General features: G+C 40.4%; 12 protein-coding genes. 3 read left to right on the forward strand and 9 right to left on the reverse strand.

Annotated elements, in window-relative coordinates; translation table 11 throughout:
• Window positions 1–35 precede the first annotated feature (35 nt).
• Genes baeR through KZ793_RS02285 form a run of 5 tightly spaced genes read right to left on the reverse strand, consistent with a single transcriptional unit; the run spans window position 36 to window position 9568 of the window.
• Window positions 36–740: an envelope stress response regulator BaeR gene (gene baeR, locus KZ793_RS02265; RefSeq protein ID WP_225813129.1), complete on the reverse strand. Its 705-nt coding sequence runs from the start codon at window positions 738–740 to the stop codon at window positions 36–38.
• The gene (gene baeS, locus KZ793_RS02270; protein WP_225813130.1) at window positions 737–2125 is read right to left on the reverse strand and encodes an envelope stress sensor histidine kinase BaeS; all 1389 of its coding nucleotides are present in this window, start codon (window positions 2123–2125) and stop codon (window positions 737–739) included. Before baeS ends, baeR begins: the two co-directional genes overlap by 4 nt.
• On the reverse strand, window positions 2122–5208 hold the full coding sequence (mdtC, locus tag KZ793_RS02275) for a multidrug efflux RND transporter permease subunit MdtC (RefSeq protein ID WP_225813131.1): 3087 nt from the start codon (window positions 5206–5208) through the stop codon (window positions 2122–2124). The genes baeS and mdtC overlap by 4 nt, the downstream gene beginning before the upstream one ends.
• On the reverse strand, window positions 5205–8351 hold the full coding sequence (locus KZ793_RS02280) for an MdtB/MuxB family multidrug efflux RND transporter permease subunit (protein ID WP_225813132.1): 3147 nt from the start codon (window positions 8349–8351) through the stop codon (window positions 5205–5207). Before KZ793_RS02280 ends, mdtC begins: the two co-directional genes overlap by 4 nt.
• Window positions 8351–9568 (reverse strand): MdtA/MuxA family multidrug efflux RND transporter periplasmic adaptor subunit, encoded by a 1218-nt coding sequence (locus tag KZ793_RS02285; RefSeq protein WP_225813133.1) that lies wholly within the window; start codon window positions 9566–9568, stop codon window positions 8351–8353. The genes KZ793_RS02280 and KZ793_RS02285 overlap by 1 nt, the downstream gene beginning before the upstream one ends.
• A gap of 411 nt (window positions 9569–9979) precedes the next feature.
• On the opposite strand from KZ793_RS02285, the gene KZ793_RS02290 reads away from it, so the two are divergent.
• The 3 genes from KZ793_RS02290 (at window position 9980) to KZ793_RS02300 (ending at window position 12907) form a co-directional block, all read left to right on the forward strand.
• Window positions 9980–10909, forward strand: coding sequence for a nucleoside hydrolase (locus KZ793_RS02290; RefSeq protein WP_225813135.1), 930 nt, complete (start codon window positions 9980–9982; stop codon window positions 10907–10909).
• Window positions 10910–10934: 25 nt separating this feature from the next.
• Complete coding sequence (add, locus tag KZ793_RS02295; protein ID WP_225813137.1) at window positions 10935–11927, forward strand: adenosine deaminase; 993 nt, start codon at window positions 10935–10937, stop codon at window positions 11925–11927.
• Between the two features lie 317 nt (window positions 11928–12244).
• Window positions 12245–12907 carry a Crp/Fnr family transcriptional regulator gene (locus KZ793_RS02300; RefSeq protein ID WP_225813139.1) on the forward strand — a complete coding sequence of 221 codons (663 nt, stop codon included), beginning with the start codon at window positions 12245–12247 and terminating at the stop codon, window positions 12905–12907.
• Between the two features lie 84 nt (window positions 12908–12991).
• On the opposite strand, the gene KZ793_RS02305 is transcribed toward KZ793_RS02300, so the two are convergent.
• From KZ793_RS02305 to KZ793_RS02320, 4 genes are read right to left on the reverse strand one after another with little or no spacing between them, the layout of a single operon-like run.
• Window positions 12992–14524: an asparagine synthetase B family protein gene (locus KZ793_RS02305; protein WP_225813141.1), complete on the reverse strand. Its 1533-nt coding sequence runs from the start codon at window positions 14522–14524 to the stop codon at window positions 12992–12994.
• A 35-nt stretch (window positions 14525–14559) separates the two neighbouring features.
• Window positions 14560–15915, reverse strand: coding sequence for a 3-phosphoshikimate 1-carboxyvinyltransferase (aroA, locus tag KZ793_RS02310; protein WP_225813143.1), 1356 nt, complete (start codon window positions 15913–15915; stop codon window positions 14560–14562).
• Window positions 15916–15942: 27 nt separating this feature from the next.
• Entirely contained in the window at window positions 15943–17247 is a 1305-nt protein-coding gene (locus KZ793_RS02315) for a 3-phosphoshikimate 1-carboxyvinyltransferase (protein ID WP_225813144.1), read from the reverse strand.
• Window positions 17248–17299: 52 nt separating this feature from the next.
• Window positions 17300–17698 carry a RidA family protein gene (locus KZ793_RS02320; RefSeq protein ID WP_118987011.1) on the reverse strand — a complete coding sequence of 133 codons (399 nt, stop codon included), beginning with the start codon at window positions 17696–17698 and terminating at the stop codon, window positions 17300–17302.
• Window positions 17699–17928: the final 230 nt, after the last annotated feature.

Consider the following 17928-nt stretch of genomic DNA (forward strand, 5'->3'; position numbering starts at 1 on the left):
GTTGAAAGAAATTTAATTCAGTTAAAGTGTGACAGTTATAACAAACGGCATATATCCGCTTCCCATCGGTAACCAAGTCCATAAATAGAACGAATGAATGTTTTACTGTCATCCAATTGTTCCAGTTTACGGCGTAAATTTTTAATGTGGCTATCAATGGTACGGTCTGTCACGATTCGGTGATCGTCATATAGATTATTCAGTAAATTATCGCGGGAAAATACTTGCCCTGGGCGACTTGCCATCGTTTTTAATAACCGGAATTCAACCGGGGTCAAATCCAGTATTTTATTGCGGTAACGCGCTTGGAAACAGGCTTCGTCAATTTGTAGATCGCTTTGCTTGACAATATCTTGTGGTCGGTAACAGCGACGAAGAATCGTTTTAACTCGCGCGACAATTTCACGTGGGCTGTAAGGTTTACAAATATAATCATCTGCCCCGATTTCCAATCCAAGTAAACGGTCAATTTCTTCCGTTTTGGCGGTGACCATAATAATCGGTATGTCAGAGAAGCGACGAATTTCCCGACAGATAGAGATGCCATCACAGCCTGGAAGCATCAAATCCAGCAAAATAATATCTGGATTGTGTTGCTGTACATGGGAGACAGCTTCATCACCTCGCAGTAGCCACTGGGTTTGGTAATTAGCCGCCTGTAAGTAATCCACCAGCAACTGTCCAAGCTTTGGCTCATCTTCAACAATCAAAACAGTATAATGTTCAAATTCTGTACTCATAATGTTTCGCCGTCAAGGGATTCAGTTAGCGGCAATTCTACGATAATTCTCAGGCCACCTAAAGGTGAGGGTTCGGCATGGATCGTACCGTTATGTGCTTCAACGATGTTATAGCAAATAGCTAACCCAAGTCCTGATCCACCACTGGCACGGTTTCGTGAGGATTCACTGCGGTAGAATCGTTCAAAAACCCGTTGGCATTGCTCTGGTGACAAGCCGGGCTTGCTGTCTTCCCAATTCAGAATGAAGTGGTTATTGTCAGAATAACCTTTAATGATCAATTTTCCATTATCAGCGGTATAGCGAAGACTATTTTCCAGTAAATTATGAAATAGCTGAGTCAATCTGCTTGGGTCAGCAAGCACCATAATAATTTCAGGAAGTTTAATATCCATTTGGATTTGTTTATCAAGGAAACGTCCACGATAAGATGCGATAGCAACCTGAATTAACTCACTGATGTTGATAAATTCTTTCCGGTATGCCAGCGCCCCGCGATCGGATAGAGATAGCTGGTGTAGATCATCAACCAGTTTGGTCAATGTGGTAATTTCAGCCAATAACGAATTGAGTATTTCTGGAGTTGGTTTGTGAACACCATCCTGTAACGCTTCCAATTCGCCACGCAATATAGAAAGGGGAGTGCGTAGTTCATGAGAAATATCTGCCATATAATCGCGACGCATCTGCTCGTTTTTTTCCAAGGTACTGGCGAGTTGGTTAAAATTGTGGGCAAGCTGACCAATTTCATCTTTACTTGATGGTGTGACTCGGGCACTGAAATCACCGGCTGCCAATTTATGCGTTCCTTCAACCAAACGTTTAACGGGTTTTAACATACCGCGGGATAATAATAGTGTGGCTATCATTGCCAGCAAGGTAGATAAACCGGCAATTATCCAGCTTGTCAGTTGTTGTTGGCGATCAAAACTGATATCAGCTTGACGGGTAATTTTATCTGATGTGCTGACAATGACCCAGCCAACGACTTGATGATGATAGATGATCGGTTTGCGATAAGTCTCTGCCGGGATTTTGCCTTCATGACCAACCAGTAGTTTCATATTACTGTCCACCACCCAAAATTGAGTTCGCCAACCACGAGGCGGTGGACCCTGGCGGCTTTCACTGGTTTGTTCAATGGAGCGAATGATTTGAAAAATTGCCCGGTCATTCCTCTTTAAGAATTTCCAACTGCCATATTGTTGATATTGTTCAGCCAGTGCTTCAGCTAACATGGTTGTACGTAACTGGATATTTTGTTTTATATAACCAATAAAACCATGCTGGAAGCTGCTTCTTACGCCCCAGTGCATGGTGATGAGTACTAGCATACAAGTGGCGAAAATGGCCATAAACAGTTTACCACTGATGCCGAGTTTCATAATTGCTCCATAATTTGCCTGGTAGTACGCCGTTGTTGCCACTTTTCTCTTAATCGATCAAAACAGAGATAGACAACCGGTGTGGTATATAGTGTTAAAAGCTGGCTCATAACCAAACCACCCACAATGGTTATTCCTAAGGGTTGGCGTAATTCCGCACCGTCGCCACTACTCAAAACCAGTGGCAGGGCACCAAACAAGGCGGCCAGTGTGGTCATCAGAATCGGACGGAAACGTAACAGGCTAGCTTGGAATATCGCATCACGGGCGCGGATATTACCGTTACGTTGAGCTTCAATGGCAAAATCCACCATAATAATGGCGTTCTTTTTTACGATACCAATCAATAACATGATGCCTATTAATGCTATCAGGCTGAATGGTGTGTCAAACAGTTCCAGTGCCAGCAGGGCACCAATACCGGCCGAAGGCAGAGTAGAAAGAATGGTCAGTGGATGAATATAACTTTCATACAATATCCCTAACACCAGATAGACGGTAATAATGGCGGCCAGAATCAAGAATAATTGTGATTTCTGGGTTTCCTGGAAAATCTGGGCGGTACCAGCAAAAGTGCCTCGAACCGTTGAGGGTACACCAAGTTCAGTCATGGTTCTTTCAATCGCATTGACAGCATCAGAGAGGGTATAGCCTTCCGGTATGTTGAAAGCAATGGTTGAAGCAGCAGAAAGCCCTTGATGATTGACGCTTAGCGGTGCGTTAGCCGGTTGCCAATGGGCAAAATAGGAGAGCGGAATGGCTTTTCCTTGATTGTTAATCACAAACATTTTTTCCAGTGCGCTGACATCCTGCGTATATTCTGGTGCAACTTCCATCACAACCTTGTACTGATTAAGTGGTTGATAAATGGTGGATATTTGTCGTTGACCAAAAGCATTATTTAGCAAGCTATTGGCTTCACTGACATTAATGCCCAGACGAGACATGGTATCGCGGTCATAGATTATTGCCATTTCAGCGCCTTTATCCTCCTTATCTGAATTCACGTCAGTCAGTTGCGGTAATTGCCCTAATGCTTTACGGATAATAGGCTCCCATTTGCGAAGATCATTCAGATCATCTGCCAGCAATGTGAATTGATAGCTGGCATTAGCCTGGCGACCGCCAGTCCTAATATCTTGTACCGGAATAAGAAATAGATTTGCTCCCGGTTCATTGGCAAGTTTAATTCTCAGGCGTGAAATAACCTGTTCAGTGCTTTCTGAACGTTCTTTCAATGGTTTTAGGGAGATAAACATAAAGCCATTATTTACCCGCCCACCACCGGTAAAACCGATAACGTTGTCTACCGTAGGATCTGCATTGATTGTCTGCATGAAATTTTTCATTTTTTCACGCATAGATTGGAAAGAGATACTTTGATCTGCCCGAACAAACCCTAGCAACCGACCGGTATCTTGCTCTGGGAAGAAAGTTTTGGGGATATTGATATAGAGCCAAACATTTAGGGCAATGATGCCAGCCAAAATTAACAATACCCAACGGCTATGATTAAGAGCCCACATCAGGGAGCGTCCGTAAACTTGCTGAATTTTCAGTAGAACTTTACCGAATCCCCGTATTTTCTTCTGTGCTTTGGGAAGCTGAGATTTTAGTAAATGAGCGCACATCATTGGCGTTAGTGTGAGAGAAACCAATAATGAGATGCCGATTGATGTGGTTAGGGTAATGGCAAATTCACGGAACAGCCGACCAACCAATCCATCCATGAGCAGCAGTGGGATAAAGACTGCTACCAGCGAAATACTCATCGAGAGGACCGTAAAACCCACTTCCCGGACACCTCGTAGTGCCGCTTGCATGGGTTTTATGCCAGCTTCAAGGTGGCGGGAAATATTCTCCAGTACCACAATCGCATCATCTACCACAAACCCTGTGGCAACTGTCAGCGCCATTAAAGAAAGATTGTTCAAACTGAAACCGCACAGATACATGGCGGTAAATGTGCCAATAAGTGAAACAGGTACAGCAATGGCAGGGATCAATGTTGCGCGACCAGAACGCAAGAACAGGAATACCACCAGAATGACCAGCCCGATAGCAATCACCAATGCTCGTTCTACTTCCGCTAATGAAGCACGAATAGTTGGTGTGCGGTCTTGAGCAACTTTAAGTTGAATACTGGCAGGAATAGATTCACGTAATGCAGTCAATTGTTCACGGATACGGTTTACTGTGGCAATAATATTCGCGCCTGCTTCACGGCGAATAATCAATAAAATAGCCGGTTCACCGCCAGACATTCCGGCTGCTCTGACATTCTGAACAGAATCTTGTACATTTGCGACATCCTGCAATCGCACTGGTGAACTGTTGTTGTAGTGAACGATGATCGGGCGATAGCTTTCGGCTGTTTTTAACTCATCATTAGTTTGAATTTGCCAGTGTTGCTGATCGGAATCCACATATCCTTGTGGGCGGCGAACATTGGCATTGCTGATAGCTTTGCGTACCGCATCGAGTGAAACTCCCTGATGAAACAGAGCGCCGGGATTCAATTCAACTCTGACTGCGGGTAATGAACTTCCGCCAACAGAGACTTCACTAACACCTTCAACTTGGGCGATTTTCTGAGCCAGTTGAGTAGACGCAAAATCATAAAGTTGCCCCTGATTATAGGTATCAGAAGTCAATGTGAGGATCATAATCGGGGCGTCAGACGGGTTGACTTTGTAATAATGCGGCTTGCTCGGCATACCGGAAGGCAACAGACTTTGAGCGGCATTCAGTGCTGCCTGTACATCCCGTGCTGCACTGTTGATATCACGATTGAGATCAAATTCCAGTGTGATATTGGTGTTGCCAAGGGAGCTACTGGATGTCATTTCATTGACTCCGGCAATTCGGCCTAAGGCGTGCTCTAGTGGAGTCGCGACAGATGAGGCCATTGTCTCCGGTGAAGCGCCCGGTAATGAGGCGTAAACAGAGATCACCGGAAAATCCACTTGTGGTAAAGGAGCAACCGGCAACAAGGTAAATCCCAATACCCCGCATAGGGTTATGGCTAAACTCAATAGCGTGGTGGCAACAGGACGTTGGATAAATAAGGCAAAAAATTTCACCGCGGCTCCTGATGATCAATAGATGAAGTGTCTGGGGCTGAGAGCTGGCGATTGCGACGATAGTGGGCCAGACGGTCAAACAGTAAATAGATCACTGGTGTAGTAAACAACGTCAGGATCTGGCTCATAATCAATCCACCGACCATACAGATACCCAGAGGTCGACGTAATTCAGCGCCTACACCGGTGCTGAGCATCAAGGGAAGTGCCCCAAGTAATGCTGCCATTGTGGTCATCAGAATCGGGCGAAAACGTAATAAACACGCCTGATAAATGGCTTCGTAAGGCGATAATCCCTGTTCACGTTCTGCTGCCAGCGCGAAATCGATCATCATGATGGCATTTTTCTTCACAATACCTATCAACAAGATAATGCCGATGATCGCAATGACATCCAGTTCATGGCCTGCCATCATTAGCGCCAGTAGTGCACCCACTCCTGCTGTCGGCAAAGTAGAGAGGATTGTTACCGGATGGATGAAGCTTTCATACAGTATGCCTAGCACGATATACATAGCGATAATGGCAGCCGCGATTAACCACAATGTATTGCCCAGTGCGCTTTCAAATGCCAGCGTTGCTCCCTGGAATTGAGTGGAAATGTCTTTGGGCATTTTGATCAATTGTGCTGCATCACTAACAGCATTGACCGCCTGTTCGAGAGAGGCATTCTCGGCAACGTTGAAAGAAAATGTTGCTGAGGGAAATTGAGCCAGATGATTGATTGCCAGTGGGCCAAATCTTTGTTCAATAGTCGCAATAGCCCTGAGAGGTACGACATGACCGTCAGTTCCGTTAAGACGGATGTTATCAAATGCTGCCAGCCCTGGAGTCGATGTCACATCATGTTCCAGGATGATCCGATATTGATTAGCCTGGGTATAAATGGTTGAAATTAGCCGCTGGCCGAATGCGTTGTAGAGTGCGTTATCTATAGCGGCCATTGAGATACCCAATCGGCTGGCAGTGTCTCGGTCTACTTTAACGTAGGCGATCAGCCCTTGATCTTGCCAATCACTGCTGATATCAACTAGTTCTGTTCTCTGTTTTAGTTCAGTCAACAATTTTGGCACCCAGATACTCAATTCATCCAGAGAGGTTGCCTGCAAAGTGAATTGGTATTGGGTTCGAGTCACCTGAGTATCAATCGTCAAATCCTGCATCGGTTGCAGATAGAGCTTTATGCCGGGTATAGCGGCAACTTTTTCCTGCAAACGCGGAATAATGTCAACAATTCTGTCATCACGCTGATTGAGTGGTTTAAGCGTGATTTGCAGTCGCCCGTTATTCAATGTTGGGTTACTGCCATCAATGCCCACAAAAGTGGTGATATTTTCTACTGCCGGGTCTTGTCGTAATAAGGATGAAACTTGCTGTTGTTTATCCACCATTGCAGCGAAGGAAATGGATTGTGGCGCTTCTAGTGTTCCCTGAATCAGCCCATTATCTTGCGATGGAAAAAATCCTTTTGGAATCATTAGATAGAGCAAAGCAGTTAGCGCCAATGTGCTTAGGGCGATGCTAAAGGTGATCCACGGGTGGTTCAGTGCTCTTTTCAGCCATGTGGCATAACCGGCAATCATTTGTTCAAGAAAGCGTTCACTAGCTTGTTCAAAACGGTTGTGTTTTATCTGTGATTCCGGTTTCAGTATGCGAGCGCACATCATGGGGGTTAATGTCAGTGAGACAATGGCTGAAATCAGGATTGCCACGGCCAGGGTAATTGCAAACTCACGAAACAGGCGACCAACGATATCGCCCATAAAAAGCAGCGGGATTAGCACTGCAATCAAAGAGAAAGTCAGGGAGATAATGGTAAAACCGATTTCACCTGCACCTTTCAATGCTGCTGTCATCGGTTTCTCGCCTTGTTCTATATAACGGGAGATATTTTCAATGACCACAATGGCATCGTCCACGACAAAACCGGTGGCAATGGTGAGCGCCATTAGCGTCAGATTATTGACGGAGAAACCGCAGAAATACATCACTGCGAATGTACCGATCAATGAAAGAGGAACGGCGATACTGGGGATAAGTGTTGCAATACCGTTACGTAAAAACAGGTAAATCACCATAACAACCAATGCAATTGCCAGTAACAGCTCAAACTGAACATCTTTCACTGAGGCACGAATGGTTGTCGTGCGGTCAGTCAGGATTTTCATATCGACGAACTTTGGTAAGCTGCTGATAAGTTCCGGCAACATCTGACGAATATTATCTGTAGTTTCAATCACATTGGCACCGGGCTGGCGCTGAATATTAATCACAATCGCTTGCTTGTTATTTGACCATGCACCTAGTTTGGTATTTTCAGCGCCTTGTTCAATGGTTGCGACATCTTGTAACCGTACTGGAGAGCCATTTTTATAGGCAATGATCAAGTTGCGGTAATCATTTACTGACTTCATTTGATCGTTGGCTGAAAGCGTGACAGAGCGAGTCGGACCATCAAGGCTACCTTTGGCGGAATTAACGTTAGCATTGTTGATAGCGGTGCGGATGGTTTCACTATCCAATTTCTGTGCAGCGACTGCTTGGGCGTTTAGCTTCACTCTGACGGCTGGTCGCTGGCCGCCGGCGAGTGTCACCAATCCTACGCCGTTGACCTGTGAAATTTTCTGTGCGATACGGGTTTCCACCATATCTTGAATCTGTGTCATTGGCATTGCATCGGAGGTGACTGCCAGCATTAAAATAGGCGGATCAGCGGGGTTAACTTTGCTGTAAATGGGAGGGTAAGGCAGGTCATTTGGCAGTAAATTACTGGCTGCATTGATAGCCGCTTGTACTTCCTGCTCGGCGACATCTAACGGCAAAGTTAGCTGGAATTGTAATGTGATAACGGAAGCCCCGCCGGAACTTTGAGATGCCATCTGTTTAAGACCAGACATCTGTCCGAGTTGGCGCTCCAGTGGTGCGGTGACTGCCGAAGTCATCACATCGGGGCTTGCACCGGGGTAGAGTGTGACAACCTGAATGGTAGGATAGTCCACTTCCGGTAATGCAGACACGGGTAGCATGCGATAGCCGATAATACCTGCCAGCAAGATTGCTGCCATAAACAGCGTGGTGGCAACTGGTCGCAAGATGAACAGGCGTGACGGTCCGCCTCCTGGGATCGGGGCGTTCACCTGCATCAGGAATTCTCCGTTTTATCATGTTTTTGTGGCTGAGGTTTATTTGCCATCGGTGTGACAATATCTACCTTAGCGCCATCTGTCAGGCGATCGATACCATCAGTGACCACTTTATCACCTGCTGCTAAGCCGGTACTGATAACAACGCGTTTTGTATCCTGCAATTTGACTGTGACCAGATGTTTGCTGACTTTATTCTCTTTACCTAACATCCAGACAAAATTCCCTTCATTACCCATTTGCAGGGCAGCATTTGGGATCACTACTGCGTTTTCCAGTGTATCGACTTTAATACGGACATTAACAAACTGATTTGGGAATAAGATGCTATCTTGATTGGAAAAACGAGCTTTCAGTTTAATTGTGCCGGTAGTAGCATCAATTTGATTATCAATGCTCAACAGTTTTCCTTCGGCAAGTTGTTGCTGGTTATTGCGATCCCAGGCACTAACAACGACGTCATGATTCGTTTTCTGAGCTTGTAAAACAGCATTAATATCGTTTTCAGGGAGTGAAAATAGCACATCTACCGGATCGGTTTGGGTAATAACCACAATAGGAGAGCTGTTGCCACTGGAAATAAAATTTCCTACATCGATCTGTTTCAAGCCTACTTTACCGGAAATGGGAGCCGTAATATGGCTGTAAGTGAGTTGAAGTTTTGCACTATCAATTGCTGCTTGATCAACTTTCAGACTGGCTTCGTGTTGGCGGACAAGTGCACGTTGATTATCCATTTCTTGTTGGGAAATCAGGTGAGTGTTTGCCAATTTCTGGTAGCGATTGAGATCCTGACGGGCATTCGCCAATATTGCTTCATCTTTAGCCAGTTGGCCTTTGGCTTGTGCGAGTTGAACCTGAAAAGGGCGTGGATCAATTTCTGCCAGTAAATCCCCTTGTTTAATTTGTTGACCTTCCTGAAAGTGCAAAGCGATAAGCTGACCTTCAACCCGGCTGGTTACCGTGGCGGTATTGGCGGCTTGAATGGTGCCAAGCCCGGCCAGAAAGCGAGGGACTGCCTGCTCTTTTGCCGTGGCAACCTGAACCGGGGGTAAAGGGGAATGTTTTAAACCAGAGGATTGATCAGATGGGTTAGATTGTTGAGGGGTTTTAAGTTGGTACCAGAAAAATATGGCGGCAGCAATGGCAACAGCGGCCAATACTACACGGAAAACTACACGGAAAAGGAAGGTACGGTGTTTATTATTTTGATTCATTTCTTCGACATTCTCTCAAACGCAAGGCCAAGGTGTTGCTTGATTATTGATTATGTCCGACTGAAATATCGGTTTAATCACATGCTATTAGTTTAGACAGTGAGGATAGGCTAAAAAATGGAGAAAATGTGGAAAATATGTCAAGGAAGCGCTTTTTAAGGTAAATTATGGCGTTTTTTGTCAATTTCTTCGAGACGGCTCCAGAAATTATGCAAATGATGCTATCTCTGTTACCTTCATTTTAGAACGTATTTATTCAAATTATCTATTGACGATGTATTGTGAAGTAGATCACATATTGGTTATCTATCTCTGTGCACATTGTTTCTTGATTCTGGAAAAAGGTCATATGACTTTTTTTTGGCGGAACTTATAGCCTAATGTAAGGAACATGATAAAGGGAAATAGGCTATGAGACATTTCATTATTGATACAGATACGGCATCCGATGATGCAGTTGCATTACTGATGGCGCTCCGTGAACCCTCAGTTTTTATTGAAGGTATTACTATTGTTGCCGGTAATTGTGCTGTTGCTCAGTGCAGGCAAAATGCGTTAGTCAGTATTGAAAAAGCAGGAACATATATTCCTCCGGTATATGAAGGGATGAGTAAACCATTATTTAGAGATCACTATGCTTCATATCATATTCATGGAAAAGATGGTATGGGTAATATGAATTTACCAGAGCCTTCGCTAATAGCAGAAGATAAACATGCAGTAGATGCAATTATTGATATCGTGAAAAGATTTCCTGGCGAGATAGAAATAATCACTTTGGGGCCGTTGACAAATATCGCAATGGCTATCTTAAAAGAGCCGGATTTATATAAATTTATTAAAGTAATTTATATTATGGGTGGTTCTGGATTGAAGTCAGGTAATATTACGCCATTAGCTGAATTCAATATCTATTCTGATGCTGAATCGGCACATATCGTATTGAATTCTGGATTGCCTCTTATCTTTTGTGGGTGGGAGTTAGGTATGGAACAGGCTTTTATTGATGAATTCGATATGGATAAATTAAATTCTTTAGGTGATCTTGGTCAGTTTGCAGTGAGCTGTAATAGAACATTGATTGAATTCAATGAGGGAAGAACGAATAGAAAGGGATTTGATCTGCCTGATCCTATAACAATGGCTATTGCTTTATATCCGAATGAAATGATAGAGGATAAATTAGAGGTGTATGGTTATGTTGAATATCAAAGTGCACGTTCATATGGGCATTTAGTTATTGATTCAACCGATCTTCTCAATCATCCTCATAATATGATTGTGGTGACTGAAATCAAGGGTAAGGTATTTAAGAATAAACTATTTACATTATTATCGTAATTTTAGTCATATAGGAGGATAAAAGATGAATTTTAATCCTGATTTACTGAGAAAAGTAGAGTTACATACGCATCTTGATTGTGGGTTGAGTTATCATTTCGTTAAAAAACTTATTCCTGATATTACCCAGAAGTCATTTTGTGAAAAATATATTGCCCCTGAAAAATGCCATGATTTAGGTGATTTTTTAAATAAAATTACGCCTTCATTGGATTTATTACAAAAAAGGGATGTAATAGCTGATGCTGTAGAAGATCTTTTCATACAATTAAAAAGCGATAATGTAATTTATGCTGAAATTAGATTTGCACCTTTACTTCATCTTTGCTTAGGGTTAAGTGATCGCGATATTGTAGAAATTGCTTTAGAGTCAATAGAAAATTATTCAGTCAAATATGGTATAGCAGCAGGTTTAATATTATGCACATTGCGGCATTTTTCAGAAGATCAAAGTTTGAGAACCGCATATCTTGTCAATGAATATTCTAATTACGGTGTTGTTGCTCTCGATCTTGCTGCCGATGAGGCAAGATATCCACTTAATGCACATTTGAATGCGTTTAGAATGGTGTTGGAAAATGGTGGAAATGTTATTGCGCATGCAGGAGAAGCGAAAGGGGCTGAAAGTGTGCGCGAGACTATCAATAAATTAAATATTTCTCGTATAGGTCATGGTGTCAGAAGTATTGAAGATCGAGATGTTATTGATCTTCTGATAGAAAGAAATATACATTTAGAAATTTGCCCGACATGTAATATTGTTTGCGATATTTATGATATCTATGAAAACCATCCAGTTAATTTTTTAAAAGAGATTGGTGTAAATATTGGGATTAATACAGATACCCGGACAGTTGCAAACATTACCTTATGTGAAGAATATTTGAGGATTAATCGATATTTTGGTTGGCAATATAGTGATTTTATTGAAACAAATTTAAATGCATTATACGCTTCCTTTTGTGGTAATGAATTGAAAAGCCGACTGGAAAAGGAAATAATGAGATTGCCATGGTGAAAAATTAAATTCTATTTATCCTTGTGTATAGTGGAGAAAAATTTATTAAATATATTATTTGTTATCAATAAATACTTTAGTGGGGAAATTAACGGAGAATAAATGGAAAAATCGAAAATGTTTAAATATATACCCTATGGATTTCAAGCTGCATCGCGACGGCAAGGGAGCGAATCCCCGGGAGCATAGATAACTATGTGACCGGGGTGAGTGAGTGCAGCCAACAAAGAGGCAACTTGAAAGATAACGGGTATACTTAGTTATCGAGTAATTTAAAACATAGTGGATTAGATATGTATCGGGATAAAGAGAATAGATTGAAAGATTATGTTGATAAATATCATCTTGATAGCATTCTCCCAGCAGCGTTTATGCCAAAGTTAGATGTGGTTGAGGTTAAGAAAAATACCTATCTTACACATCAGTCATCAATTTTTACTCATCTCTATATTTTAGTTGAGGGTAAGCTAAAGGTTGAGTTTTATAATATTAATGGAAAATTCTTTGTTTTTGCCTTTGCTATTCCTCTTTTTCTTATCGGAGATTTAGAACTTTTTCATTCCCAAGGTGATAACATAATTAATACTGTCTTTGCCCAGGAGCGATCCGTACTGCTATCAATTCCGTTAGAGACGGTAAGAATATTTGGACTAACAGATCCTGGATTTCTTCAATTTGTTTGTAAACAACTCAGTAATAAGCTTTTTGAGTCTTCTTTGTTTCGAACGGGAGTATTTCTAACTGTTGAGGATAAGTTAAAGCGATTTCTTTACTATCATTCGAAAAGAAATGGAACTGTGTTGGTATTAGAGAAAAGGGAAGATTTGGCATCTGTTTTAGGTGTTTCAGTCAGGCAATTAAATAGAGTTATTAAGAGTTTGAATGAAAAAGGAATAATTGTATCAAAGAATAAGAGCGTTGAAATTATTGGTTATGATTTCTTAAAAAAGGATATTGAGTTTCAATTTGACGTCAAGTGATGAAAATAAAAATCCTATTTTTTATCGCTAAATAGCTGCATTGTTAATAGAATAAACAATGCAGCAATCAACACAATGGTTAAATTACGATATGAAATTAAAATAACCAGATTCTGAGAAATCTTTGCCAGATTCTTTGAAGCGTTCTTTCGGTAGTGGATAACCAAAAGAGAGATATTTTTCAGCGAAATACAATGAACTTTGATTGGTTAACCCGATAGAATTAAGGCTGTCAACTATGTTTCTTGGTAGATTGCATTTAATATCTTTAACGTAATCAATGATACTATTTTTTACACCACTGCCATCTGGCATTCTTATTTTTGGTCTGTCAATAATATATTCGGGTATTTTTCCTCTGAATGCTTCACGTAAAATATGTTTTTCTATCCCATTATTGAGTTTGTAAGAGAAATCCAGGCTTAAAACATAAGGCACTAGTGCTGAATCCATAAAGGGAACTCTTGCTTCAACAGTATTTCTCATGCTTGCCCGATCAACTCTTTGTAAATCAGTCCTATGAAGATTATTTAATCGATATAGGGAGAGATGATGGGGATCGGGATAGGTCTTAAATAAATCATAGCCAGCAAAAATTTCATCACTACCTTCTCCACATAAAGCAATTTTAAAGCCAAGGCGGTTAGCAATATAATAGCCAAAGTGAGCAATGGTTGAATCAATCGCATCGATTTGTTCGAAAAATTCACCATAATAGATAGCATCTTGGATATTATTGATTAATTCTTCCTGAGTAAATGTATATATAATATGCTTTATCTTATTCTCAGAACAATATCTTTGGGCAATTTCAATGTCTTTTGAGCCGGGTAATCCAAATGAAATCGCCGTAATATCGTGGTGATATTTTTTTGCAAGATAGAGCACGATGGTACTGTCTATGCCGCCGCTAAACATAATTGACACAGGTAGGTCTGTGTCAACCCGCTTTCTGACGGCATTATCTAACAGTGAATAGACTTTTTCTTTTGCCTGTTCGAAGTTATCGCTGCTTGCTGGGATAGTTGTGTCGTAGCTAATATATTTCTCATTGGTAAATCCGTCGAAAATTGAACCGGGTTCAACAGGTTTAATTTCTGAGTTAAATGCGATCAATGATTTTATTTCTGATGCCACATACCAGTTACCCTCTTTTTGGGTGTAATAGAGAGGTTTTATACCGACGTGATCTCTGCCTAATAAGAATTTATTATTCTTATTATCAAATAGAATAAAACTAAACATTCCATCTAATTTTTTAATAAATGACTTGCCGTAGCAAATGTAGGCAATCAGGATAACTTCTGCATCGCCACCATTTTTAAATTGATAACCTTGTTTAATTAATTCATTTCGAAGAGACTTGTAATTATAAATTTGACCATTCAGAACAAGATGAAGATCATGTTCCTGATTCGATATGGGTTGATAGGCTGAATCGCGTTCGACAATAGCAAGTCTGTTGGTTGCGATTGAAAAGTTATTTCTGACAATCTTCTCATTAAACCGAGATGGATCACCTCGATGTGCTATTTTTGACATTATATTCTGTAGCTTATTCTCAATATCATCAATAGGCTTATTTTCTGTATTAAAAACACCACCAATTCCACACATAGTGAATTCCTTTGGTTAAGAGTTATCAATGATATTTAAACATCTTCTGGTATAGGGCCAGAATATTTTAATTCGTTCACATTGGCGCCTAATGTGGATATTTCGGCGAAATATTCTGGATAGGTTTGACCAACATGATATGGCTCACTGATAATAAGGGGCTCATCACAATGTAAACCTATGGTTGTGAGCGCCATGATTAATCCATGATCGTAATGACCATCAACAACAACGCCGCCTTTATATCCATAGGGGTTGCCATAAATAATTAATTGGTCTAGCTTTTCTTCTGATCTAATCCCTATTTTGTCTAATTCCCGTCGAAAATCAGAAATTCTGTCTGATTCTTTATAGCGGATATGTTCAATGTTATAGAAAACGCTTTTACCGTCGGCAAACGCAGCTAATGCAGCAAGTGCAGGTACAGCATCTGGTGCCAGTGAACCATCGAAATCTTGCGCTTTCAGGGTTCCGCCAGATCGAATATTGAGACAATCATCCTTGATGAATCTGATTTTCGTTCCACTGTTAATTAAATAATTTACCACCGCGCCATTACCTAATTCTTCCTCAAAAAAACCATTTAGGGTGACATCAGAATTCAGTGAGGCGCAAAGTGCAAGGATCGCCGCTGTGCTGGCTGGATCAGCGCCGACGCTAAATTCTGATGGGATAAATCGACTCTTTCCTGTCGTAAAGAAATTGCGAAATTTATCGTCATATTCAATATTAATGCCGGCTTTGCGCAAATTGTTCATTGTCGTGTGAACCATTGATGGTGCGGTAATTGTATCGATGACTTTTATTTGCAGATCCCGTTCACTAATGGCACCTAAGTAAAGTAATCCACTCAGGAATTGAGAGCTCTTTCTGCATGAAATTTCGGTGTAGCTACCGATGTTCCTATCTGATTTCATGCTTATCGGTAAAAGTGAATCAGGCCCAACTGTGGTGCACTGAATATTGAGTAATTTTAGTGCATTGACCATTTCTGATTGTGATCGTGTACCCAGGGAGTGACTGTATTCTGTAATAAATTCAGTATCAGGTAAATAGCCGGATACTCCCATTAATAGCCGTAATACAACGCCAGAATTACCTGGGTTAAAGATGATTTTTTTATCAATTTTCCTGATATCTATGCCTTCTACGATTGTCCTTGTAATATCGCTATTAAATGATGCTCCTAAACGGGAACAGTTTAATTTCATTGCTGTTGTATTGTTCCCTGATGCCATATTATTTATTTTACTTGTACCTTCCGTTAATGAGGCAGTCAGAATGGCGCGGGTTGAAGAACTTTTGGAGGCAGGTAAAGTTATTGAGCCATTTAATGATTTGGTTTTGTTTATTTCGATAAATGGCGGATGATTATTACCATAATACTTCATATTTTTGTCTCGCTTTTATACTGTTAGCTAACTTATTTTAGCTCCGAGAGAACTTAAGGATTGGATAAATCCAGGAAAACCATCATCTAATTTATGTATATGATTAACCGTTGTTTGTTCTCTTGCCCCTAGTGATGCAATAATATTGGATGCGCAAATTCGATGATCATAGTAGCTGAATATTTCAACGCCTCCGTTTAATGGCCCGTTACCGTTAATCTTTATTTTGTTGAAAGCCCCGGTATCATTAAAAATTAAATAACTTTTTCCTCCCATCATGCGTATATTTTCGTTGATAATAAATGCTCGTTGACATTTATGATTGTTTATAGCATTAAGACCGGAAAATGTAATATCTCGATTGCCATTAATCGCTGCCGCGATAATGTTAGTGGCAGCGGAAGGAAGTTCATTTAAATGGATTTCATCTGTAATGGCATTATGTTCCTCCTCCAGGTTGATATTAAGCTCATTCTTAATTGGGTTATAGTTTAAATTCATACCAAATTTTTTATATATGTCAAATAATACTCTTTCGTTAATTGTATTACCAAAATAATAACTTCTGATGGTGACTCTGCTTGGTCGATTAATACTTAATATTGACGAAGCAATGTAGCTTAGTGATGTGAAATCAGAAGGGATGTTAATCGTAATATCCCTTGATTGATATTCAGTTGAAATAAATGTGCTGCCTATTCGTGTGATTTTACTCCCCAATAACGCCATCATGTTAATTGTTATATCGACATATCCATTCTTAGTTTCGCCGTTGTTGTTAATGATAATACTTTTCCCTTTAATAAATGGCGAAACAAGAAGAGAGAATGATAGGAATTGAGTACTCTTATTGAAGTTTAATGATGACTGTGATGGATATATTCTCCTGGAAATAATAACGATATTTTCTTCTCGTTTTTCTGCAAATACATTCAGGTATGAAAAAAATGATTCATCATACAGGCTTTCTCTGTTGAACAGTGAATCATTGCATTTTATATAAACTTCCTTTTCTGTTAGTGACGCTAAAGCGACACTGATTCTAAATAACATGCCAGAACCGTTGGCGTTAATGATCCCATTACAATGATATATTGGACGAGCTCCTTTCAATATGATGTGATTTTCACTTCTGTCCAGAATTCTCAGACCAAACTGTTGTAAAGCGATAAGGAGATCTTCGGTTTCGGTACACCACGATATATTATTTACGGTTGTTATTTCTTCATTTAACAGTGCTAATAGTAGCGCTCTTTGGATATGAGGCTTAGATGATGGTATGACTATTTCCCCATTAAGAGTGGAACCGGGGAGCACGCTAACTTTATTCATGCCAAGCCTCCAGGTAGAGATCAATTACCATTGGTATTATTCTTTAATTTAACTATTTGCTGTCGATAGCAATAGTTGTAATTTCAACGTAATGTTCTGGCTTCACCATCGATTTAACGGCAATAGTCGTATTGACCGGGCGTATATCGCCAAATTTCTCATTAAATGCTCGACAATAATCATCAAAATGTTGGAAATCTGTTAAATGTGTTACTGTGCTGACAACATCAGTCAGTTCTGCATCAAGCTCTTTTAAATATTTCTCAATTTTTTCTATGATAAATAGAGTTTGCTCGTAAGCATTTTTCCCCATAACATTTCCATCACCATCTGAAGCGACACATCCTGCAATAAAGATCTGATTACCAACCCTTTTACCTCTTGAGTATCCCATTTTATTTTCCCACGGAGAGGGGCTGAATACTGTTTTTCTAATTTCATGAGATGACATAAATACTCCTATAAATGAAAATATATAAGAAGAAAATTTGGGAACAATAAATTAATTTAAACAATTTATTCTGTTAACTAAAAAATATCTGTAAATTAATGCAGTATTAATGAAAGTATATAAAGTCTGATATGTCAAATGAAATTGATTATTAAAATGGAATAATTGGTTGTTTTTTTATTTTAAAAATGAATAAATATTTTATCTTGGTGGTAAAGTTATCTTTTATG

The organism is Photorhabdus antumapuensis (genome assembly GCF_020387775.1).
GTDB lineage: Bacteria > Pseudomonadota > Gammaproteobacteria > Enterobacterales > Enterobacteriaceae > Photorhabdus > Photorhabdus antumapuensis.